The following is a 23091-nucleotide window of genomic DNA, read 5'->3' on the forward strand; positions in this document are numbered from 1 at the left end:
ACCATCGCCGACAAGCCCGTTGCTGTCGCCGCACCAAACGTGCTCAGCAAATAGTCGGTGTACAAATCGAGTTCTTTGTTCTTCATGGCGACAGGTTATCGTATGCACTGCGTAACATCAGTTACAAATCACTATGCGCATTTCACGTCTATAGCAAAGCTGGATGAAATTCGCATTGTCTCCACCTATATTGACTGCGTCTTTGATTGCACGGTGCTTGCTGGCTGGAAGTGTTCGCCATTCGCCTATCGATCAATCCAGTAGGCGGGTTGATAGAACGTCATGTTATTGGCGGTGAAACGAATAAAAACAATTCCTCAGCCCAATTTGAGGAGGAAGCCTGAAACATGGTTGATTTATTCCGCAACAAGTGGATGCTTTTTGCTGCCTTTGGCATAGGCAATCTGGTTTTGTGGCTACTGGAACTTGCACCTGGGTGGCTGGTGTCGACCCAGCTCGCTGCTATGGCTGTCGTATTGGCGCTTGCCAAGGAGGAGCAGAGGCCAGCCGTTGCGCTGGAACAAAACCATGACCGGACGCTTTTGCAGCAGAACGGTGCGCTTATTGAAGAGACGGCAGCGCTTAGCGTCCAGCAATTTTCGTTGGCTGATGCGGAGATGAAGAATGTACTCGGCGTGCTCCAACACGCTATTGAAGAATTGATTCGCAGTTTCAGCAGCATTACCGACCTTGCCAAGCAGCAACAAAGCATTGTCACGACGCTTACCAATAACCAAGTTGCCAGTAGCAACAGTGATGTGATCACGTTCGAGCAGTTCGCGCGCGAAACCAACGAAACGCTGGAAATGTTTGTAGAAAACATGCTGCAAACCAGCCATATCAGTATTGAGTTGCTGCATCGCATGCAGGACGTCGGCAGCATGATCAATGGCATACTCGCCTTTCTGGGCGACATCGATGCCATCTCCAAGCAGACCAATATGCTAGCGCTCAATGCCGCCATTGAGGCGGCGCGGGCTGGCGAAGCTGGCCGTGGCTTTGCGGTGGTAGCGGATGAAGTACGGAATCTCTCCTTGCGCACCAATGAATTCAGCCAGCGTATTCGCGACACCATCGACAGCGTCTGTGTTTCAGTTTCGGCGGCCGATGTCAGTATCTCGTCGCTGGCCTCGCAGGATATGAGCTATGTGCTCCGCGCCAAAGAGCATGTGGCGTTGACCTTGAGTCAGGTCAAGTCGCAGAGTGATGGCATGGAAAAGGCGATGTCCGACCTACATGTCATTGCAGGCGAAGTGGAAGTGAGCACCAATGCTGCGATTACTTCATTGCAGTTCCAGGACCTGGTGTCCCAGTCGTTGGTACACACCCAGCTTAGAGTGGGGGTGATCGCCAATCTGATGACCGGGTTGAAAACCGTTGCAACAACGTTGCAAAACAATGGCCACCATGGCGGCGAAGCGCGCCAGCAGGATGCGCTGAAACAATTCAAGGATTGCGTGCGTGCCGCCATCAAGGACTTGGATAACGTGGTGCACCGAAATCCTGTGACGCAAACCGCCATGAAGGGCGGGGATATTGAACTCTTCTGAAAGCCGTAAATAGTTGGTGGGGCAGGGTGGCCAGCGCAATTAACCAACTATGTTTTAAGTATTGCCTCGCGGCACGCCGGAATGACTAACAGCCCTGGAACGGGGCGGCGCGCCGGATGACGAAACCGGGCTATGGCGTAAGGCAAGCGCCAACGGCTATGTACCCACGTAGGGAGCACTTTATGGCAAAGACCATACTCACCGTTGATGATTCAGCAGCGATTCGCCAGATGGTGACCTTTACCCTTAAAACGGCGGGGTTTCAGGTGGTGGAGGCGGGTGATGGCGAAGCAGGGTTACGCATGGCCAAGTCACAAAAGGTAGATTTGATCCTGACCGATCAAAACATGCCGCGTATGGATGGTCTGTCGTTGATCCGCGCGTTGCGTTCTGAGCCGCAATATCGCACCACGCCTATTCTGATGCTTACCACGGAAGCTGGGGACGCTATGAAGACGCAGGGTCGGGAAGCGGGTGCTTCCGGCTGGTTGGTCAAACCGTTTGACCCACAAAAGTTGCTTGATGTGGTGCGTAAGGTATTGCCGTGATGGCTTGTACGACTACGCAGAGCCTGAATGGCCGCGCCGGCTGCCTTGATACCGCATGTATCTCGATGCAGAGTGGTTTCTATGCAGCAGGTTGTTTTGTTAAGCATCGCTTGCTACAGCGAGTGAGCCGGGGCTTAGGGAGGAATTGATGAACATCGATATGTCGCAATTCATCCAGACCTTTTTCGAGGAGACGGGTGAGCACCTGTCTTCGATGGAAAATCTGCTGCTCTCGTTGAATATCGAAGCCCCCGATGCCGAAGAGTTGAATGCCATCTTCCGGGCAGCGCATTCAATCAAGGGCGGCGCGGCCACGTTTGGTTTTACCGATTTGACTGAAGTCACCCATATCCTTGAGAACCAGCTTGATCGTGTCCGGCGCGGCACCTTGCAGCTACGCATTGATATGGTCGATACCTTCCTGCAGGCGGGTGATGCACTGCGTGGCATGCTCGAAGTCCATCAGAATGGAAAGGAGGAGGATAAGTCTGTCGCAGAAACGATCTGTGCGAAGCTTCAGGCCTTGGAACAGACCGACCAGCCGGCAAAAGCTGCACCGTCGTATTGGGGCTTATGCTTGCGGGGCCAGAAGCGAGATGACGACAGTTTGCGTCAGGCGCTGCTTTCACAGGGGTGGGTGCAGGACGATGATGGCCCGGACCGGTCCCAGTTCTATGTGGCCACCATGGATACGGAAGCGCAGCTGCGCGATGCCTTGGATTTTGTGCTGGCGCGGGATGAATACACCCTTACGCTGGCTGAGAACGAAGTTGCCGCGACCAATCCGGTGATGGAGGAGGGCGATGGTTACGGTTTGTTCGCTCCAGCTGCTGCTGCCACGCATTCGGCGGTATTGGAAGAGGGTGATGGATTTGGACTATTCGCACCTGTCCCGGCTTCTGGTGTCGTAGAAGAAGGGGATGGCTATGGCTTGTTCGCCGCGGTTTCTCGCCCCGCGCCAGTCCCGTCTTCTGGTGTCATAGAGGAAGGCAATCGATACGGTCTTTTTGCACCGGTATCGGCTACGACGGAGGCGGTAGTTGCTGAAGAGCCTGCACAAGTTGCCCGCGTCGGAGGACGACGGGCAAGCGACAGGGAAAAGGAAGCCACGCAGGCTGCTGAGTCTGCTTCCATTCGGGTGGGGGTTGAGAAGGTCGATCAGATCATCAACCTCGTCGGCGAACTGGTCATTACCCAGGCTATGCTCGCGCAAGTAGCCAGTAATTTCGACCCTGCAGTACACGAACGCCTGCACAACGGCGTTGCACTGCTTGAACGCAATACCCGTGAACTACAAGAATCGGCAATGTCGATTCGTATGATGCCGATTTCGTTTGTTTTCAGCCGCTTTCCCCGTGTGGTGCGCGATACTGCCGCCAAGCTGGATAAAAAGGTGCGCTTGGTTACCCAGGGTGAAGGTACCGAACTGGACAGGGGGTTGATTGAGAAACTGGCAGATCCGATGACCCACCTGGTACGCAACAGTCTGGACCATGGCATTGAACGCCCCGAGGTTCGTGTCGCCAAGGGCAAGGATGAAATCGGCACACTTACACTGAAGGCCTTTCACCAAGGCGGCAACATCATTATCCAGGTGCTGGATGATGGTGCAGGCCTTAATCGCGACCGTATTCTGGCAAAAGCTAAGTCACAAGGCATGAGCGTGAGCGACGCCATGACTGATGCAGAAGTATGGCCGTTGATTTTTGAACCAGGTTTCTCGACTGCCGAGACCGTTACCGATGTATCGGGCCGTGGTGTGGGCATGGATGTGGTGCGTCGGAATATCCAAAGCATGGGCGGACGTATTGATATCGATACCATCAAGGATGGTGGCACCAACATGACCATACGCCTGCCGCTTACGCTGGCGATACTGGATGGCATGGCCATACGTGTCGAGAAAAACGTCTATGTGATTCCGCTGACATTTATCGTCGAATCACTTCAGCCTGACCCCGAACATATCAAGACCGTAGCAGGCAAAGGCCGTGTGGTGCACATGCGCGGAGAATACCTGCCAGTCATCACCTTGCATGAAGTGTTCGGCTTAGAAGACGGCATTGAGAGATTCGATAACGGGCTTTTTGTGGTGCTGGAGTCCGATGGCGGTAGAACCGCCCTGTTTGTGGACGACCTGTTGGGTCAGCACCAAGTTGTGATCAAGAGCCTTGAAACCAATTTCCGCAAAGTACCGGGTGTATCGGGTGCCACCATTATGGGAGATGGCCGCGTTGCCTTGATTATCGATGTGGAATCCCTGGTGCGCTTAAGCCAGGAGAAAGTAAAGAAAAACGCCGCGGCGTGATTTCACCCAATAAACAATAAAGGTGCAATGGCTGAATACACGCAAATAAATTTTTTTGCCAATGCTACAACAATAATGAAGCAATGTATCTAGGCGAGTAATTATAAAACCAAAGCATGCAAAAGCGGCTGGATTTGCTTGCGATAAAGCGAAGATATTGACCTGAGGATGGAGAAGGACAATGGAGCAAATAAAGAACAGCAGTCATGCTGGTGGTGAGTATTTGGTATTTACGCTGGGCCAAGAGGAATACGGCATCGACATTCTCAAGGTGCAGGAGATTCGAGGTTACGACCAAGTCACCGGCATTGCCAATACACCGTCTTTTATCAAGGGGGTGATCAATCTGCGCGGCACAATCGTACCCATTGTGGATTTGCGCATCAAGTTTGCATTGGGGGAACCCAGTTATGACCAATTCACGGTGGTGATTATCCTGAATGTTGCCAAACGGGTGATCGGCATTGTGGTGGACGGTGTAAGTGATGTTATTACGCTGGTCAGTGAGCAGATTCGACCTGCACCGGAATTCGGGGTGACGTTAAACACAGAATATATCCAGGGATTGGGCACGCTTGATGAGCGAATGATCATCCTTGCCGATATTGAGAAATTATTAACCAGCCAGGATATGCAGCTTGCCGAAGAAGCCGCTGAGCCAGCCTAATTCATAAATGGAGTAGACAGTATGCAGACCTTACCATTTAAAAAGAAGTTGTATATTGCGTTTGGCTCTTTGCTGGCATTGATTATTATGCTCAGCTGTGTATTGCTGCGGTCGGCAGATCAGTCGGCTACGGGGATGAAAACGTTGGCAGAAAATAATATCCCGCATGCCAAGGGGGCCTTCGAAATCTTCTCCGAAGTGAATACCATCAATCGCGCTATGCGCAATATGCAGATACTTGGGCCAGGCGAAGCGGCAGAAACAGAATGGCGTTTGGTAGTCGATGCTCGTGCCAAGGAACGCGAACTACTGACAGGTATGGAACAGCGCGCAAAGAATTTAGGCGATGAAGCAGGAATAACGACACTTGCCGAGCTGGATAAGCTTCGCGCTGATTTTGTTCAAAAGCAAGAAGCCTATCGCGCCTTGTTTAGCACCAAAGATATGAGCAAAGCGCAGGTACTGCTCATGGGTGATGTGCGTATTAGTTTTAGAGCGTACAAAGAAAAGATTGAAGCCATCGCGACACGAGAGATGGCGGAAGCCTCCTCATTGTCGACAGAAGTGTTAAATACAGACCAACAGAACAAAGTCATCGCTATTGTATTGGCGTTGGTAAGCAGCGTTATTGCGATTGCTATGTCTACATGGGTGGTACGCAGCTTGACGAAAGTGCTGGGAGCAAGCCCTGAAGAGCTTGGGAGTGTTGCAAAGCAAATTAGTGAAGGTAAGCTGGATATGGGCATTTCGGTTGAGGCGGGCGATAACACCAGTGTGTTGGCCAATATGCGTGATATGCAGGTTTCGTTGCGTGCAGGAGAAGAGAAAGCGCAGGAGAATGCCCGTATTCGGTGTGCTTTGGATTCTGTTTCGACCAGTGTGATGATTGCGGATGCAGACAGAAACATTATCTATATCAACCCAGCGCAAGCGGCAATGTTGGCTGAATGCGAAAATGATATTCGCAAAGATTTGCCAAACTTTAATGCCCGTAAAATTATTGGCGTCAATATCGACGACTTCCATAAGCAGCCTAGCTACCAGCGCGGTGTACTAGAGCGGATGAGTGGCACGCATGTCGCCAACTTGCCTGTTGGTGGACGAAAGTTCAAGCTCACGATGAATCGAATTCGTAACGACAAGGGCGACTTGTTGGGTACGGTGGTGGAGTGGTTGGATCAGACGCAAACACTTGCACAGTTAGAACGCGAGGAGACAAGTTCTCGCGAAAGTGCGCGTATCTTGTCGGCACTCGAAAATGCCAGTGTCAGTGTGATGATTGCCGATAACGACCGTAAAGTAATCTATATGAACAAGTCGGTGGAAGCCATGATGCGTGCAGCTGAAAACGACTTGCGTAAAGCGCTGCCTCATTTCGCTGTGGATAAGATTATCGGTTCAACCATTGATACATTCCATCGCAACCCAAGCCATCAGACTAATCTGGTTGCTAGCATGGCAAGTACGTTCAGAAGCCAGATTCAGGTCGGTAGCCGTTACTTCAAACTCATTGCTAATCCGATTCGTAATGCTAGCGGAGAGCGCTTGGGCACGGTGGTGGAATGGTTGGATAGCACGCTGGAAGTGGCCATCGAAAAAGAAGTCGCTGAGATGATTCAGGCGGCGAACCGTGGTGAGTTTAAACAGCGGATTGCAGTGAATGATAAGGAAGGCTTCTTCAAGGTATTGGCCGAAAGCCTTAACAGCTTGATGGAAGTGAGTGAGAGTGGTTTAGCGGAAGTGGTTCGCATGCTGGGTTCGCTTGCACAGGGTGATCTCACCCAACGTATTGATGGTGAATACCACGGCACCTTTGGCCAACTCAAGGATGATAGTAATCTCACGGCAGAAAAGCTTACCGAGATCATTGGTTCGATCAAAGATGCCACCGACACCATTGCCACTGCCTCTCAGGAAATCGCCAGCGGCAACCAGAACCTAAGCCAGCGTACCGAAAGCCAGGCGGCCAGCTTGGAAGAAACTGCCAGCAGTATGGAAGAGCTGACAAGCACGGTGAAACAAAACGCCGAGAACGCCAAGCAAGCCAACCAATTGGCTCGTGGCGCCAGTGACATCGCGGTAAAGGGGGGAAATGTGGTGGGCCAGGTGGTGGCTACGATGCAGGACATCAACACCTCGGCCAAAAAGATTGTCGACATCATTTCGGTTATCGACGGTATCGCTTTCCAAACCAATATCCTGGCGCTCAATGCTGCGGTGGAAGCTGCCCGCGCCGGAGAACAAGGCCGCGGCTTTGCGGTGGTGGCCAGTGAAGTGCGCAATCTGGCCCAGCGTTCTGCGGCGGCGGCGAAGGAGATCAAGTCGCTGATTGGCGATTCGGTCGACAAGGTGGAAAGTGGTTCCAAACTGGTTGATGAAGCCGGGCTGACGATGAACGAAGTGGTGAATGCCGTGAAGCGGGTAACCGACATCATGAGTGAGATATCAGCCGCTTCTATAGAGCAAAGCGCCGGAATCGAGCAAGTGAACACTACCATTACGCAGATGGACGATATGACGCAGCAGAACGCTGCATTGGTCGAGCAGGCGGCAGCAGCGGCAGAGAGCATGGAAGAACAAGCCCAAATGCTGGCCAGGAGCGTGGCTGCGTTCAGGCTGAACGATGGCCCAACTTTGGCGGCGCTTGGTGGCGGAGGTCGGTCGACGGCGGCCCGTGCTGTTGTGGCAAAGCCAGCAAAAGCGACTAAAACGGCAAAGCCGGGTAAGAGCCTGCCCAAGCCTAAGGTGGAAGACGATGACTGGAGCGAGTTCTAGCGCGTTGTGTTGCTATCTGGTTGGGTATGTTGTGGGCAACAGGGTGTTGTGAACGTGTTCTAGAGCACGTTCACAGCCTTGCATTACGAGCTCCAACCAACCGTTCTGGTGCTGATGGTTATCCATGGAGCTGGGCGTATCTTGGGCCAAACTGAGTTTGCTTTCACCGACAATGATTTCGAGCAAGTCCGGCAGTTGATCTATGCCCGGGCAGGCATCGCATTGAACGATAGTAAGAAGCCCATGGTGTATAGCCGGCTGGCCCGGCGTTTGCGGGAACAGTCTATTACCAGCGTGGCGGCGTACTTGGCCATGCTGAAGAAAAACCCCGACTCGCCCGAGTGGGAGAGTTTCACCAATGCGTTGACCACCAATCTGACAGCTTTTTTCCGGGAAGAGCACCATTTCGACGCGCTGGCTTTGATGGCGCCGCAATGGGCGCGTATGCATGGGTCGATCAAAATCTGGTGCAGTGCATCGTCCACCGGTGAGGAGCCATATACGATCGCCATGACCGTCGCTGAAGCACTACATACACTGCAGCCGCCGTTGCAGGTGATGGCAAGTGATTTGGATACCCAGGTGCTCGCTACCGCCAGCCGTGGCATTTACTCGGTGGATAGGATAGAGAAGCTGGCGCTTCAGCGTAAACAACGGTTTTTCCTCAAAGGGCATGGCGATAACGAAGGCATGGTGAGGATTCGGCCCGAATTGCGGGAATTGATTACTTTTTGCCAGATCAACCTTTTGGATAAGGCTTGGGCATTGTCCGGGCCGTTTGATGCGATTTTTTGCCGCAATGTCATGATTTATTTTGATAAAGCGACGCAGCGCGCCATTCTCGAACGATTCATTCCTTTGTTGCGGCCGGATGGCCGGTTGTTTGTAGGCCATTCCGAGCATCTGGCGCACGTGTCCGATCTGCTCCAGCCCTGCGGCCGTACGATTTACAAGATCAAATAGCGACTATGAGCGCAAATCAGGTAATTGCCCCTTCGATCTATTTTGATAAGCACTTCGACAAGGAGGCAGCCAAGATCTTGCCCGGCGAGTATTACGTGACAGGCCGAGACATGTTGATTGTGACGGTGCTGGGTTCTTGTGTATCTGCCTGCATACGTGACCCTCAATGCGGAGTGGGAGGGATGAATCATTTTATGTTGCCTGAAAATCGTCAGGATGAAGCTACCCCGTTTTCCGCCTCTGCGCGTTACGGTACGCATGCTATGGAAATATTAATCAACCAGATTCTTAAAGCGGGTGGTCGGCGGGAACGGCTTCAGGCAAAGGTATTTGGCGGTGGCCAAGTGCTGAAGGGTTTTATGGTGGGAAATGTCGGTGAGCAGAACGCGAAGTTCGTCAGGAATTTCTTAAGCCTTGAGGGGATTCCTATCGTGGCGGAGGACTTGCTCGATGTGTATCCACGTAAGGTCTACTATTTTCCCTACAGTGGTAAGGTGATGATGAAGAAACTCAAATCGGTGCACAACAATACGATTGTGCAGCGCGAGCGTGAGTACAGCACTCGTTTACGCCAGGACGATGTGGCCGGCGATGTCGACTTGTTCTGAGCGGACGACAGGCGATGTCGAATTGATGAGGCCAAACAGGGTGCGGAGGCAATGCCGATGAAGACGATCAAGGTCGTGGTGGTGGACGATTCGGCGTTGATCCGGCAGCTGTTGACCGAGATCATCAACAAGAGCGCGGATCTGCGTGTCGTGGGTGTGGCGGCGGACCCTATCGCGGCCCGGGAGCTGATTCGCACGGCTAATCCGGATGTGATTACGCTGGATATTGAAATGCCACGGATGGATGGGTTGGATTTTCTGGAAAAGTTGATGCGTTTACGGCCTACACCGGTAGTCATGATATCGACACTGACCGAGCAAGGGTCGGCTGCCGCCGTACGGGCATTGCAGTTGGGGGCGGTGGATGTCATCGCCAAGCCAAGGCTTGACGTGGTTCAAAGCATGCAGCAGTACGCCGAAGAATTATGCGAGCGGCTACGCAATGCCTCGCGCACAAGGCCACGGCGTTTGATGACGGTTGAAACTGCGGTGCATACCGCTGATAGCGTGCTGGAAAAAAGAACCCGTTCGGTATTGGGCGCTACTGAAAAAATCGTCGTGATTGGGTCCTCAACTGGAGGCACAGAAGCGCTCAAGGAAGTTTTGATGGCACTACCCGCAGATGGCCCGGCCGTGTTGATTGCACAGCATATGCCAGAGGCGTTCACCCGGTCGTTTGCCAACCGATTGAATACCCTGTGCCGCATGGTCGTCAAGGAAGCGGAGCATGGCGAGCGTGTCTTGCCGGGGCATGCCTACGTGGCGCCGGGGCATTCGCACATGTTGTTGACACGTAGCGGTGCCAATTACGTGATTGGCCTGAGCCAGGGGCCGGAAGTAAACCGGCATCGGCCCAGTGTGGATGTGCTGTTTCGATCGGTGGCCAATGTGGCGGGGTCAAATGCGATAGGGGCTATTCTTACCGGCATGGGTAAGGATGGGGCGCAGGGCATGCTGGAAATGCACCAGGTCGGTATCTGGACCGTGGCGCAGGACGAGGCCACTTGTGTGGTGTTTGGCATGCCGAAAGAAGCGATTGCATTGGGTGGCGTGGATGAAGTGGTGCCGCTGGAAAAAATCGGCGCCACCCTCATGGGACGGTTGCGTGGTATGGGATATGCAAACCGCGTCTAGAACGTTGCTATAAAAGTGGATTCTGTGTGACCCAACGCAGGTGGCAGCACAACCGGCACCTCTAATTGTTGATTGCGCTGGGACCGGTTGGTGAGTTTGAGGCCTTCTTCGCCACAATATGGATTTGGAAAGAAAGCTTATGAACGAGTTACGGGCTTTTGGTTTGGAGTCGGCACAGATACTGATTGTGGACGATGCGCCATTGAATCACCGCCTGCTCAGCCATGTGCTTTCTGACCTGGGCAAGATAATGTCGGCCAAGGATGGTTTGGAAGGGCTGGAAATGGCGAGGCAGGCGCTGCCGCATCTTATCTTGCTGGATGTTGAGATGCCGGGAGTCGATGGCTATGAGGTATGCCGGCAGTTAAAGGCAAATCGCGAAACCGCCGCTATCCCGGTCATCTTCGTGACGGCCCACCGCGATGCCGAGCATGAGATTGCTGCGCTTGAAGCAGGGGCGGTGGATTTCATCGGCAAGCCGTTTGTACCGCCGGTGGTGCGTGCCCGGGTGATCACCCAGCTAACGCTGAAAAGGCAGTCGGATATCCTGCACCAAATGGCGATATACGACGCCCTAACTGACGTGTTTGGCCGCCGCTATTTTGATATGCGTTTGAATGAGGAATGGGCCAGGCACGAACGCAGCAAGCAGTGTCTGGGCCTTTTGCTGATCGACGTCGATCATTTCAAACAATACTACGACCATCATGGTCACTTTAGCGGTGATGCCTGTCTGCAACAGATTGCTTCGGCATTTAAGCAATGTTGCACAGGCGCTTGCCGGGAGGTTGCCCGGTTTGGGAGCGAGGAATTCGCCATACTGGTGCTGGATACTTCGCAAGACCAACTCGTCCAGCTTGCGGAAACATTGCGGGCGGCTGTCCAGCAATTGACCATACCGCATGGCGCTGAATCCTCCACCGAGGTGATTACCATCAGCATCGGCGGTTGCGCCATGGTGCCTGATGGTGCCGATCCGGTGGACATCGTTTGCGCATCCGACACCGCGCTGGCCCAAGCCCGGCAAGCGGGACGCAATCGGGCTGTGATCGTGCCGGCGGCGCATTCAATAACCCAATAGTTGCTTATCCAGGTGAACGCCATGGGAGACGCCACCAATCTGCCATTAAAGACGCATGCACGTGTCTGGCGCTGGGTTTTTGGCTTCGGGTTCAATTTATTCTGTGTACAGATACACAGCTGGCATGGCTGGTTTGTCTGTGCGTCTTGAGGTTGGTCCGCCTATAGTGGACTTATACCTTGCAGTATGAACCACGTGCTTGCGCTAGAGAATGCCTATGGAAAAGCCTGCCCTGCCGGAAAATGAAATAGCCCGTATCACCTCGCTTCGGAATATGCGGTTGCTTGATACCCCGGATGAAGCAACGTTTGATCGTATCACCCGCATTGCCAAATCCTTGTTTGACGTGCCGATCGCCCTGGTGTCGATTGTCGACGTGAACAGGCAATGGTTCAAATCATGCATCGGCCTGCCGGTGAGGGAGACTGGACGGGATATTTCATTTTGCGGCCATACCATTCTGCGCAATGAAACAATGGTGGTGGCTGACCCCCTTTTGGACAGCCGATTTGCGGATAACCCCTTGGTTACCGGCGAGCCCCGTATCCGCTTTTATGCCGGATACCCAATCAGAAATAGCGAAGGATTTGCCATCGGCACCCTCTGCATCATTGACCGAAAGCCCCGCACGCTTAGTGAAGAGCAGTTGCAATTGTTGTCGGACCTTGGCGTCTGCACCGAAGAAGCTTTGTTGAACTGGCAAGTCAACCGTGGCCGCTGGGTAAGGTTGGATGAAAAGGAGACGACGGGGCATCAGTTGCTCGATCCAGCGTTAGGTATCTGGCTCCAGGCACCGATGATGTCGCTTTTTGAACGCGAACTCGCACGGGCTCGCTCGCATCGCCGTTGTTTTACCGTCGCCGATATATCGCTCGATAGATATAACGAATATGTGGCCTTGTTTGGTGCCCAGACGGGCACGGAAATGCTTCAGATGCTGGTGTCGCAGTTGCGCCCTCACATTAAGGGCGACTGGACCCTGGGCCGTTACAAACAAGATGAGCTGCTGCTTTTCGCAGCCGTTGATGCACAACAGATTTATGACAGTGCTTCGACGCTCTATGCAGTACTGAACAAGCTGGACCCCAAGACCAACGGTTCCGACCAGATGGTGGTGGAGACGAGTACAAGCATCGGTATTGTCAGCGTGGACTTCGCTACCTACGAGCAGGCATTCACCAGCAGTGATTTGTTGAGCGCAGCTAACGCGGCGTTGTTCCAAGCCAGGAATGAACAAGGGCAACGTGTTTGTTTGCTGACGATGGGTGAGGAGGATAGAACGCTGAATTGAGTGGGGTAGAAGCATCCATTGCCCTGGCGCGTTGGTCTCCAAGCCATACAGGGTTAATGCGGTATGGCGTACAAAAGGCAGAGGAATGTGGTGCTTCAAGACCCATGGCGAGTAGACGACCAGGTGGTTCTCAAGTGGCTAATTATTGGCTGGAGGAGGAAAGAAGATGTCTGAAGAAAAACCTGTCATCTTGAGCGTGGATGACGATGATTTTACCCACGAGCTGGTAAAAGAAGCGTTAGGCGAATACTTTGACATACAGTTTGCCGTTAACGGCCGGCACGCCCTTGAGCGCCTCACCAGTGTGCATCCGGATTTGATTCTGCTTGATGCTGAAATGCCGGTGATGGATGGCTATGAAACATGCAGGCGCATGAAGCGGCATGACGGGCTGGTCGATGTGCCAGTGCTGTTTCTTTCGGCCCGGGTGACCAACGAGGATAGGTACAAAGGCTTTGACGCCGGCGGCGATGACTATCTGACCAAGCCCTTTGACCTGGCCTTCCTGCTGACCCGTGTACAGGCACTGCTTACCTTGGCGCGCGAACGCAAACAGCTCAAGGAAGGGGTTTCCTTCGCCACCAGCGCCGCGATGACTAGTTTGACCAGCCTGGGCGAAATGGGCGCGGTGGTGGAGGGCATCCGATCTTTCAATACATGCACCACGCATGAACAGCTGGCCGATGCCTTGCTGGCCTCGATAGTTAGCTTCGACTTGAATGGCGTTGCCCAGATTCGCTCTTTTTCACAGTTGTACACCCGCACCAGCAAGGGCCCAGCCAGTCCCTTGGATGTGTCGGTGGCCAACCATATGGCGGGTATGGATAGACTGGTGCAACTCAAAAGCCGCCTTGCCATCAATTACGCCCCGGTTATCCTGCTGATCAACAACTTGCCGTTGAGCGATTCTGATTTTTGCGGCCGGCTGCGTGACCACCTTGCCGTCCTGACTGAGTCCGCCGCCTCCAAAGCCCGTGCGATCGACGCAAACTTGAAGTCGGAGCAGCGCGGGGCATTGCTGACGAGCTTGATGCAGGAGGTATCAACCACGCTGGTAGGTATCGACGCAGCCCAACGCGGGACACAGACCGCTATCACGATTGCAGCGAACGAGATTGTGCATAGCGTAGAACAAGCGTTGCTGAAGATTACCCTCACCGAAGCGCAAGAGGATTACCTGGTCAGCATTGTACGTAATGGGCTTGGCCGGCTGAGCCAGATGCAAACCGGCGGCACCGAGATTCAAGACAAGCTGACGCACATTGTGCAGATGCTGAAACGGGAGTCGACTGAGGCTTAAAATGGGGGCCGGATTAACGGCCTCAATAGCAGTTTCTACGAAAAAGTATCGGCGCCAGCTAGGTGCGGTATTGGGTGTGTTCTATGGTTCGTATACTGGCCTTGATCATTTTCTCAGTCTTGCAAATCCACCGTTACCTCTACACGGTTGCCTTTGCCGACATATTCAATTTTTTGGCATAGCGTTTTAACCAGCGCAATGCCGCGGCCAAATGTTTGTTGGCCGTCTGAATTGATCTCGTCATTAAGAATGTCGGCATAATTAAAACCGGGGCCTGAATCTTCCAGCCATAGTGTCAGCTTGCGTTTATTCTGTGAATTTGCGCTGCACATGCCGACTTCTATTTTCCCAGACTGGAGTTGCTCCAGCCGTGTCTGGCGCAAGGCGATATATTTATCGAAGCCATCCAAGACATTCTTTTCGTGGGAATCCAGCCCGAGTAAGCCGTGGTCCAACGCGTTGTTGAGCAGTTCGCTCAGTACCAGCAGTACTTCGCCGAATTGGGTTTCGGTCAAGCCAATCTGATTCAGCCAACCGAGCAATACAGGCATACAGGCGTCTTCGCGGATTTGTTCGGCGTAGAACGTGATCTTTATTTCCCAATCAGCCAGATTCAAATGGACGGGGGTGACGGGCTCTCGCGGTGCGGTTTCAAGTGTGTGTTGAATGCACGGCGCCGCCAGCAACGACAAGTCATCATGGCTTTCCGCCCCTGCCAAGTGGTGTTTTACGGCCTTTATTACTGACCTTGGGATATCGGCCTTGTTTGAATGGGCGATAGCGTCAAGCAGGCGGGCCTCTCCAAACGGGGTGCCCTCTGCGTTGGTGGCTTCGGTCAGCCCATCCGAGCAGATGATGAGGTGACCCGGTGCGGTCCACCGGAAGTGTTCCAGTACCGTTTCGCAGATGTCGTTGGAAAGGATACCCAGTGGCGGGTGCCTGGAATCGAATTGCCGTATGGGTAGGCCGGCTTCATCAACAAAAGACGCGAACGGGATACCGCCATTCCAAATGCTGACCAAGCTTTCCTGGTAATCGATTTCCGCCAGTACGGCGGCCACAAAACGGCCGACAGGCAGCACTTGATGCAGTTTTTGGTTGATTTCACGCACGATGGCTGGGATGTTGAACCCGCGCGCCGTCATGGTACGGAAAGCGGTGACGACAGGTAGGCAACTGATGGCGGCAGCCAAGCCGTGACCGGTGCTATCGGCCAGCAGGATATGGTCTTTTCCGGTGGGGGTGCGCGCCACCGAGATAACATCGCCGCTGAAGTTTACCGCCGGGTGAATTTGGTAGGGTATGTCATTACGGGTGGCATTATTTAACTCTGTCATCTGCCCCAGCACGTGCTGTGCAAGCAGTTGTTCTTCTTCGTTCTTGTAGTAATACATGTGCAGGGCAGCCGTATCGCGCGTGATATGCTGCTGCATTTCAACAATGCGTCCCAAAACCTTGATTTTGGCGGACAGCAAGGTGATATCGAGTGGCTTGGTGAGATAGTCGTCTGCGCCGGCTTCAAATGCCCTCAGCAGCTCTTCGCGTTCATGGACGGCAGTTACAAAGATGATGGGCACCCAGCATTTATTGGGCAGCTGCCTTATCTCGCGGGTGGCATCAAAACCATCCATCTCCGGCATCATGACATCCATCAGGATGATGTCCGGCATGGCAAGTCGGCAGGCATCGACTGCCTCGCGGCCGTTGACGGCCATACATACCTCATGGCCCAGGTGCCCGATCAGACGGGCCAGCAGTTGACGATTCATGGCGACATCGTCAACTACCAAAATAGTCAGTTTGTAGGCCACAGTGGTACCTAACCGATGGTGTAGAACTTTTCGAAGCGGGCGATATTCAGTACCTGTTGCACCGTGCCACGCGCACCCACAATCCGCAGCTGCGTTACGCCTTGGGCGTGGGCGTGGTCACGCAGAACCAGCAACATACCCAAGGCAGAGCTGTCGGCATAGGTCGCTTCATACAGACTTACATCAATACCTTGCAATTCCGGTGTCGCCAGCGCCTTTTGCATGCATTCACGAAAAGGCGAGTTAACGGCGAAATTGAAGTTGCCACTTATCGAGATCGTTGCCACACCGTCATGGGCATGCACACTAACCGACATGGTTGCTCCCTCTTTGCTGAGTTATCAAACTCGCCGCATGGCGAATTATTGCGGGCCGGTATTTACAAGAATAGAACGGCGTTGGCCGGTTATTAATCTTAGAACCTGTTTACGATCTTGCTGCGCAGCCGTGATCAGGGTTCATGTGCTGCTCCAAAGCCTCATGTACTTAAGTACACGCCGGTTTCTGCGCTGCGCTACACCGTGCTGACGACTGCTCGCGACAGATCGTAAACAAGTTCTTAGTGGTTGTTGGTAAAACTGCTTGCGTCCAATAAGAAATTATCTCAATAGCAGTCTTTACGCGTTACCAAGAATAGGCGTCAGCCTTGCTTCTCCATTGCATAAAGCTGCCAGCAACCGTTCTTGGTCGGGGCTACAATCAAACCAAGACAACCTTGCGCCTGCGTGGCCGGCATAGGATGACGTCATGTTCGGCAAAAAGAAAGACCCGTATATCACCGTGACCTGCAAGGGGCGCAAGCTTGATGGCCATGCGGTGTTAGCGCTGGCGGTGAAAGACCTGGAACTGGTCGAAATGGTTAAGAAAGCCGATACGGTAGAAGCCTGCAGCCGGGTGTCGTTTGGGCGCATCTATCAAAAGCCCGGCACCATGCTGGCCGAGAATAACCAGGAAGAGCAAAGTTATACCGCCCGTTTCGATACCATTACCAAATCAATAGGCGTCAATCTGCGCCAGGGTTTCATGCGGCAAACCTTGGTGTTGGCCACCAAAGATCCTACGACCGTTTGCGCTGAACTTGGCTTGACGCTAGAGGTCGCAGGACCGAGCGAACCGACCGTCAGTTAGCGCCTGATCCATCAACATGTGGTTTGCACAATGCTTTTCCCTCAACCCTGCTTTATGGCCTTGCAGTGAACCGCTTCCGCCGAAGTCTGGCGGCTGTCTATTGATTGAGGTGCGATTAGGCACCCAGTTTGTTGAACAGGAGCCGTCTATGCATCGTACGCCCCCCTTTGCCCAATTACCGATTGTCTGTGGACGCCTATCAGGGCTTGGCGCTGGCGCCGTCTACGTCAGAAATAACGATCAGGATATCGTCTTGCCCTTGGTGGCCGGTTGGTTCAAGGGCACGCGGGTTCATTATGTTACAACCGACATCTCCGACCGCATCGTGGCGGGAATGGTGGGGGCAAATTGGGTAGGTCGGTTGGACAACGTCTTGCCGGCCGATTCAACGCAACCAGGCTATCACTCGGCGCTGGACCGTGTCTACAAGTTCGCACCAGGCATGCAGGACAGCGTCTTGCCTTCCGTTTCAACCTCGCAGGACAGCGATAACCAGGACAGTGCTTATGGCACGTTATGGCAGGTGGTGATGGTGCATTGGCAGCCAAATCGCAGCGTACGTTTATTGAAGTCCGAACAAGCTGTGATTGCGGCAGAAGATGCTGGTGATGTGCTGCTGGAGCCCCTACCCATCATCGTCAACTGCCCAGTTGTGGGTGAGGCAGATAGGTTTGATTGAGAGGGTTTCGGCCCCCGCCTATGTGGGAGCGGGGGCTTTATCGGAGGCTCAAGCCGATTTTTCAAACACCAATCCCCCTTCGTGCACTTCGACTCGAATGGTGTCCTTGGCGGCAAACTGCCCGGCCAGAATCGCTTTGGCCAACGGGTTTTCGATTTCGCTTTGAATCGCGCGCTTCAAGGGCCTGGCGCCATAAACCGGGTCGAAACCTGCGGCGGCGATATGTTCAAGCGATGCTTCGCTGACCGCCAACACCATCTCCATAGCAGCGATGCGTTGCTCAAGTCGCTGTAGCTGGATGCGGGCAATACCGGCAATCTGGCGTTCTCCCAGTGCATGGAACACTACCACCTCGTCGATTCGGTTCAGGAATTCCGGCCGGAAATGCGTCTTTACTTCGCCCATCACCGCCAGCTTCACCACCTGGTAGTCGTCAGTCGCCATGGCTTGGATGTGTTGCGAGCCGAGGTTAGACGTCATCACGATCACGGTGTTCTTGAAGTCCACCGTGCGGCCCTGGCCATCAGTCAGGCGGCCATCGTCCAGCACCTGCAGGAGCACATTGAAGACGTCCGGGTGGGCTTTTTCGACCTCATCAAGCAGAATCACCGAGTAGGGTTTGCGCCGTACTGCTTCGGTCAGCGTGCCGCCTTCCTCATAACCCACATAGCCGGGGGGGGCGCCAATCAGGCGGCTAACCGAGTGCTTCTCCATGAATTCGCTCATATCCACGCGGATGATGTGTTCCTCGGTGTCGAACAGAAAGGTCGCCAGTGCTTTGCAAAGCTCAGTTTTGCCCACACCGGTAGGCCCAAGGAAGAGGAAGGAGCCATAAGGGCGGTTCGGGTCAGCCAGACCTGAACGTGAACGGCGGATGGCATCGGCCACCAGCGTGACAGCCTCGTCCTGTCCCACCACGCGTTGGTGCAAAGCAGCTTCCATTTGCAACAGCTTGTCGCGCTCACCTTCCATCATTTTGCTGACAGGTATGCCTGTCGCACGGCTGACTACTTCCGCGATTTCCTCTGCACCTACCTGGGTACGTAGGAGTTTGTTCTCCTGCGATCCGGTCTCGCTGGCTTCGGCAGCTTTGAGCTTGGCTTCCAGTTCGGGCAGCTGGCCATATTGCAGCTCACTCATGCGTTGCCAATCACCCTTGCGACGCGCTTCTTCCATCGTCTGCTTGATCTGGTCGATTTCTTCGCGAATGTGCTGCGATCCCAACACCGCTGCTTTCTCGGCTTTCCAAATTTCCTCCAGGTCGGAATATTCTTTTTCCAGGCGGGCGATTTCGTCTTCGATCAGGTCAAAACGCTTGATCGACGCCTCGTCCTTTTCGCGCCGCACGGCTTCACGCTCGATCTTGAGCTGGATAGTGCGCCGCTCCAGCTTATCCATGACCTCGGGCTTGGAATCGATTTCCATCTTGATGCGTGAGGCAGCCTCGTCGATCAGATCGATGGCTTTATCGGGCAGAAAGCGATCGGTGATATAGCGGTGGCTCAACTCGGCAGCGGCGACGATGGCCGGGTCGGTAATCTCTACACCGTGGTGAATTTCATATTTCTCTTGCAAGCCGCGCAGGATGGCGATGGTGGCTTCGACAGAAGGTTCATCGACCAGGACTTTTTGAAAGCGCCGTTCCAGCGCAGCATCCTTCTCGATGTATTTGCGATACTCGTCCAGGGTCGTCGCACCCAGGCAATGCAGCTCGCCACGCGCAAGGGCAGGCTTGAGCATATTGCCGGCATCCATTGCCCCTTCCGCTTTGCCTGCGCCCACCAGTGTGTGCAGCTCGTCAATAAAGATGATGGTGTTGCCTTCATCTTTGGCCAATTCGTTCAGTACAGCCTTCAGGCGCTCTTCGAATTCTCCGCGGTATTTGGCCCCGGCCAGTAGTGATGCAAGATCAAGCACCAGCAGCTTCTTGTGCTTGAGCGACTCCGGCACTTCGCCATTGACGATACGCTGGGCCAAGCCTTCCACAATGGCGGTCTTACCCACGCCGGGCTCGCCGATCAGCACCGGGTTGTTCTTGGTGCGCCGTTGCAACACCTGGATGGCGCGGCGTATTTCATCATCACGGCCAATTACTGGGTCGAGCTTCCCAGCACGAGCACGTTCGGTAAGGTCTAGCGTATATTTGGACAGCGCTTCGCGTTTCTCTTCGGCATCGGCACTGTTGATGCTTTCACCGCCCCGCACAGCTTCGATAGCGGCAGTGATGGCTTCTTTCTTACCGCCATGTTCTTTGAGCAACCGGCCGGTTTCACCTTTGTCCTCCGTTAGAACAAGCAGAAACAGGTCGCTCGAAATGAACTGGTCGCCACGTTTCATGGCGGCTTTGTCGGTGAGGTTGAGCAGGTTGGCGAATTCCTTTGAGACGCTGATCTCGCCACCGGTACCACTGACCTGCGGCAGGCGCTTGATGGCATCATCAAGCCCGGTACGCAAGCGGTTCACGTTGACCCCGGCACGCGCCAGCAGCGAACCCGCGCCGGAGTCTGTATCGTTCAGCAGTGCCAGCAGCGCGTGCTGTGGCTCGATATACGGGTTGTCGTTCGCCAGGGCAAGGGATTGCGCGTCGGCAATAGCCTGCTGAAACTTGGTTGTCAGTTTGTCGTAGCGCATGGAGCTTACTCCTCGTTAGCAATACTTCTAAGTTGGGGGAGGCAACGGCACATTTCAAGATTAGGTTGACTATGCAAATCGTGATTGCGCCTGATTCATTCAAAGGCTCGCTTAGCGCTACCGAGGTAGCCGCCGCCATGGCGAGTGGTGTACGGAAGGTGTGGCCGGATGCCGATATCCGCTTACATCCAATGGCAGATGGGGGTGAGGGTACGTTGGCGGCTATCGCAGCTGTCTTACCTGTGGACTGGTTGAGTGAGGAGGTGACCAATCTGGCCGATCAGCCAATTTCCGCCAAGTGGTTGCGACTGGCAGATAACACCGCGGAGCTGGAGTCCGCCGAGGTGGTCGGGCTGCATGCGGTGGGTGATAGCCGAGTGGAACATCGGCATAGCCTGGGACTAGGCAGGTTGGTCAAGGCTGCCTTGGACGCGGGTTACTCGCGCATTCTGGTGGGTTTGGGCGGCACGGGCAGTAATGATGGTGGGGTGGGCCTGTTGGTTGCGTTAGGGGCAAAGATACTTGATGTAAGAGGGGCATTGCTGCCACCTACGCCAGCAGGGTTGATGGGCTTGCACCAGCTGGATTTGGGTGGTTTGGACCCTAGGCTCAAGCACACCGAATTGATCGGGCTGGCAGATGTGGCGAGCCCCTTGGCAGGTCCGGAAGGCGCTACCGCAGTATTCGGCCCGCAGAAAGGTGTGGCTGCGGATCAGGTCGCCGTGCTGGATGCATGCCTGGCGAATCTGGGGGTATTGGGCGATGCACAGCTGGACGTGGACTATCGCCTTCAAGCCGGTAGCGGTACGGCAGGTGGTTTGGGCTGGGCAATACGGCTGTTAGGTGGACGGCTTGAACCGGGGGCAGAGACGATAGCCCGCTTACAGGGGCTGGAAGCCAGCCTTGTGGGTGCCAATTATGTTCTGACCGGCGAAGGCTGCTCAGACATGCAAACCCTCCTGGGCAAGGTACCGTGGCGGGTAGCGGGCTATGCCGCGGAACGGAGAGTACCGGCAGTGCTGCTATCAGGTGGTATAGAGCCTACAGCCTTGCCAGCCTTACAAGGCCGCTTTGCTGCCTGCTTGAGCTTGACGGGCCCCACCGTGTCTGTAGCAGAGGCTACACAATTCGCCGCCCGTTTATTGACGGAGCGGACGGCGGAATGGGCGAGGGCTTGCGATCTTTGAACAGGCTCTGATTTGGTGGGTCGCAGGCAATAATTGGTCTCTATCTAGGCAGCGATGGTTGATGGCATACGGGCTAACCTGTCGCGCTGGCTACGTAGACCCTCGAAAATGGTTTCTGCCAAGCCGGTAGGAAAACCAGCGGGCACTATCTCGCTTACGGTACTGATGACCTGATCTGTTGTATTGATCAGCATCTCGATGGTTGTTTCGGCCTCCCGTTCACCCAGACCCACGTGCTTGGCCTGCGCAGCCCAATGGCGGCGCTGGATTTTGTCGATCAGATAGTGCAGGTTTTTGCTCTGTACGCCCATCGCCAATTTGGCTTTATGGCGCGCCAGCTGATTGGGGCCGGAGCCAATGATGGGGTGGGTAGACAGTACATCGTAAAGTGGCGTGGCGATGTACCGGCTTTGCGGCAGATGCACGATGCTGAAGTTCTTGGCATGACCATCGGTTGCGGACAGTAGCCAGAACACGAGCTGGGCTTTGAAGAAGTTGCTGCGGTCTGTGGTGGCATCGTCTGATCCAAGCAGAATATCCATGATTTGCGTGATACCCGGCCCACCATCCGCCTGATATTTTTGATGTGGCGGTACGCCGGTTGCCTGACACAGGTCTTCCTGTGGGAGGCGCATGATCCAGTCCTTGTCTTCAGAAAGCCTGCGGTCAAAGCGTTCCACCACCAGCACCTTTTGATCTTCGAACTGAGCAATCTCGCAATTGGCTACAGGCAAACCATACGCAGCCACGATTTTTGAGCAGAGCCACTCGTTTTCGACCGAGGTACGCATATCAGCCCGCATACCACCAACCAGACCCATTGGCAGCTTTAAGATATGGGTTGTAGGTGTGCTGCCATGGGGCTCCATCCATATGCCTGCATGGCGCAATAGCGCAGTTTTCTCCTGTGCTCCGGCGATGGACAGGCGCAGGTAATCCGTTCCGTCTTCATGGCGACCCAAGGGTTCGGTTGAAGTGGCATTGCGAAGCAATTCGGCTATGTCTGTTTCATCCAGGCTGCGGCCGCTGATGTCGTACACACCCACTGGCTCCTCATGTTGCGGGAGCAGCTGAATGGCACCGACACAATCTCTTCCCAGCACAGCGAGTAATTCAAAGGGTTCCTGGCTGCTTGTCCTATAACGCTGTGCCAGCCTGCGACGGATGTTTTCGTTATCGGGAAGCAAATTGTCGAAGTAACTCGTTACCAAATCTCCACGATGGGGTTGGTTGCCCGGTATAAAGGGTAGTGACAAAGACAGTGGGCGACCTTGCAAGTCGTGGATCCAGTCATCGAAGTAACTAACTGATGTTACGCAGTGCATACGATAACCTGTCGCCATGAAGAACAAAGAACTCGATTTGTACACCGACTATTTGCTGAGCACGTTTGGTGCGGCGACAGCAACGGGCTTGTCGGCGATGGTAGG

At 54.2% G+C, this 23091-nt stretch carries 18 protein-coding genes and 1 pseudogene; 14 read left to right on the forward strand and 5 right to left on the reverse strand.

All coding sequences use genetic code 11. The features are described 5' to 3' along the window. The first annotated feature begins 347 nt into the window (after nt 1–347). The 11 genes from CSQ89_RS23620 to CSQ89_RS13305 all read left to right on the forward strand — a co-directional run bounded on the left by CSQ89_RS23620 (nt 348) and on the right by CSQ89_RS13305 (nt 14225). Entirely contained in the window at nt 348–1550 is a 1203-nt protein-coding gene (locus CSQ89_RS23620; RefSeq protein ID WP_099406626.1) for a methyl-accepting chemotaxis protein, read from the forward strand. Nucleotides 1551–1732: 182 nt separating this feature from the next. Continuing rightward, entirely contained in the window at nt 1733–2098 is a 366-nt protein-coding gene (locus tag CSQ89_RS13260; protein WP_099406627.1) for a response regulator, read from the forward strand. A gap of 148 nt (nt 2099–2246) precedes the next feature. Further along, on the forward strand, nt 2247–4406 hold the full coding sequence (locus CSQ89_RS13265; protein ID WP_099406628.1) for a chemotaxis protein CheW: 2160 nt from the start codon (nt 2247–2249) through the stop codon (nt 4404–4406). A 181-nt stretch (nt 4407–4587) separates the two neighbouring features. Continuing rightward, nucleotides 4588–5073: a chemotaxis protein CheW gene (locus CSQ89_RS13270; RefSeq protein ID WP_099406629.1), complete on the forward strand. Its 486-nt coding sequence runs from the start codon at nt 4588–4590 to the stop codon at nt 5071–5073. A 21-nt stretch (nt 5074–5094) separates the two neighbouring features. Further along, nucleotides 5095–7848, forward strand: coding sequence for a methyl-accepting chemotaxis protein (locus CSQ89_RS23840; RefSeq protein WP_099406630.1), 2754 nt, complete (start codon nt 5095–5097; stop codon nt 7846–7848). A 78-nt stretch (nt 7849–7926) separates the two neighbouring features. Next, nucleotides 7927–8811 carry a CheR family methyltransferase gene (locus CSQ89_RS13280; protein ID WP_308418151.1) on the forward strand — a complete coding sequence of 295 codons (885 nt, stop codon included), beginning with the start codon at nt 7927–7929 and terminating at the stop codon, nt 8809–8811. A gap of 5 nt (nt 8812–8816) precedes the next feature. Further along, nucleotides 8817–9419 (forward strand): chemoreceptor glutamine deamidase CheD, encoded by a 603-nt coding sequence (cheD, locus tag CSQ89_RS13285; RefSeq protein ID WP_099406632.1) that lies wholly within the window; start codon nt 8817–8819, stop codon nt 9417–9419. Between the two features lie 57 nt (nt 9420–9476). Beyond that, complete coding sequence (locus CSQ89_RS13290; RefSeq protein ID WP_099406633.1) at nt 9477–10553, forward strand: protein-glutamate methylesterase/protein-glutamine glutaminase; 1077 nt, start codon at nt 9477–9479, stop codon at nt 10551–10553. Nucleotides 10554–10692: 139 nt separating this feature from the next. Then, nucleotides 10693–11634, forward strand: coding sequence for a diguanylate cyclase domain-containing protein (locus CSQ89_RS13295; RefSeq protein WP_158228993.1), 942 nt, complete (start codon nt 10693–10695; stop codon nt 11632–11634). 217 nt (nt 11635–11851) lie between these two features. Then, nucleotides 11852–12925, forward strand: a complete 1074-nt coding sequence (locus CSQ89_RS13300; RefSeq protein WP_099406635.1) for a GAF domain-containing protein — start codon at nt 11852–11854, stop codon at nt 12923–12925. A gap of 166 nt (nt 12926–13091) precedes the next feature. Beyond that, on the forward strand, nt 13092–14225 hold the full coding sequence (locus CSQ89_RS13305) for a response regulator (protein ID WP_099406636.1): 1134 nt from the start codon (nt 13092–13094) through the stop codon (nt 14223–14225). Between the two features lie 113 nt (nt 14226–14338). Here CSQ89_RS13305 and CSQ89_RS13310 read toward each other — a convergent pair whose 3' ends face one another. Beyond that, nucleotides 14339–16036, reverse strand: coding sequence for a SpoIIE family protein phosphatase (locus CSQ89_RS13310; RefSeq protein ID WP_099406637.1), 1698 nt, complete (start codon nt 16034–16036; stop codon nt 14339–14341). A gap of 8 nt (nt 16037–16044) precedes the next feature. After that, entirely contained in the window at nt 16045–16353 is a 309-nt protein-coding gene (locus CSQ89_RS13315; protein ID WP_099406638.1) for an STAS domain-containing protein, read from the reverse strand. Between the two features lie 430 nt (nt 16354–16783). Here CSQ89_RS13315 and CSQ89_RS13320 point away from each other — a divergent pair, with 430 nt between their 5' ends. After that, on the forward strand, nt 16784–17164 hold the full coding sequence (locus CSQ89_RS13320) for a hypothetical protein (protein WP_099406639.1): 381 nt from the start codon (nt 16784–16786) through the stop codon (nt 17162–17164). Nucleotides 17165–17312: 148 nt separating this feature from the next. Continuing rightward, entirely contained in the window at nt 17313–17843 is a 531-nt protein-coding gene (locus tag CSQ89_RS13325) for a DUF7482 domain-containing protein (RefSeq protein ID WP_099406640.1), read from the forward strand. A gap of 48 nt (nt 17844–17891) precedes the next feature. Here the strand turns inward: CSQ89_RS13325 and clpB are convergent, their stop codons facing one another. Beyond that, the gene (gene clpB / locus CSQ89_RS13330; protein WP_099406641.1) at nt 17892–20474 is read right to left on the reverse strand and encodes an ATP-dependent chaperone ClpB; all 2583 of its coding nucleotides are present in this window, start codon (nt 20472–20474) and stop codon (nt 17892–17894) included. Between the two features lie 71 nt (nt 20475–20545). Here clpB and CSQ89_RS13335 point away from each other — a divergent pair, with 71 nt between their 5' ends. Beyond that, nucleotides 20546–21661 (forward strand): glycerate kinase, encoded by a 1116-nt coding sequence (locus tag CSQ89_RS13335; RefSeq protein WP_099406642.1) that lies wholly within the window; start codon nt 20546–20548, stop codon nt 21659–21661. 44 nt (nt 21662–21705) lie between these two features. Here the strand turns inward: CSQ89_RS13335 and CSQ89_RS13340 are convergent, their stop codons facing one another. Beyond that, nucleotides 21706–22701, reverse strand: a complete 996-nt coding sequence (locus tag CSQ89_RS13340; protein ID WP_308418152.1) for a HipA domain-containing protein — start codon at nt 22699–22701, stop codon at nt 21706–21708. Between the two features lie 39 nt (nt 22702–22740). After that, nucleotides 22741–23004: pseudogene (locus tag CSQ89_RS23845) on the reverse strand (HipA N-terminal domain-containing protein); the annotation flags it as partial. Nucleotides 23005–23091: the final 87 nt, after the last annotated feature.

The organism is Chitinimonas sp. BJB300 (assembly GCF_002735695.1).
Classification (GTDB): domain Bacteria; phylum Pseudomonadota; class Gammaproteobacteria; order Burkholderiales; family Chitinimonadaceae; genus Chitinimonas.